The organism is Planctomonas deserti, assembly GCF_003067705.1.
GTDB classification, from domain to species: Bacteria; Actinomycetota; Actinomycetes; order Actinomycetales; family Microbacteriaceae; genus Planctomonas; species Planctomonas deserti.
The window spans coordinates 1-676 of the sequence record NZ_QANL01000063.1; the positions used below are offsets into that span (position 1 = coordinate 1).

General features: G+C 71.4%; 1 pseudogene. It reads left to right on the forward strand.

Annotated elements, in window-relative coordinates:
* Position 1: 1 nt before the first annotated feature.
* A pseudogene (gene smeA / locus DAI20_RS19550) lies at positions 2-676 on the forward strand (multidrug efflux RND transporter periplasmic adaptor subunit SmeA); the annotation flags it as partial.

Genomic DNA, 676 nt, shown 5'->3' on the forward strand with positions numbered 1-676 from the left:
CCTGCGTCCGCTGTCCCGCTCCCCCCGTCCGCTGTTGTTGCCCCTGCTGCTGGCCCTGGCGGCCTGCTCGGCGGGCCGGACCGAGGCCCCGGCCACCCCCGAAGTGGGCGTCATCACCGCCAGCACGCAGCCGCTGGCACTGCAGCAGACCCTGCCCGGCCGGGCGGTGCCGTTCGAGGTGTCCGAGGTGCGGCCGCAGATCGGTGGGCTGATCCGCCAGCGGCTGTTCACCGAAGGCCAGCAGGTCAAGGCCGGCCAGCTGCTGTACCAGGTCGATCCGGCACCGTACCAGGCCGCCTTCGATACCGCGCGCGGGCAGCTGGCGCAGGCCGAGGCCACCGTGCTGTCGGCGCAGCCGAAAGCCGAGCGCACCCGCACGCTGCTGGGCATGGACGCGGCCAGCAAACAGGATGCCGACGATGCCACCTCGGCGCTGAAGCAGGCGCAGGCCAATGTGATCGCCGCGCGCGCCGCATTGCAGGCCGCGCGCATCAACCTCGACTACACCCGGGTGACCGCACCGATCGAGGGCCGCATCGGTACCTCCAGCGTCACCGCTGGTGCGCTGGTCGCTGCTGGCCAGGACGCGGCGCTGGCGACCATTCAGCGGTTGGACCCGATCTATCTGGATGTCACCCAGTCCAGCACGCAGATGCTGGCACTGCGCAAGCAGCTC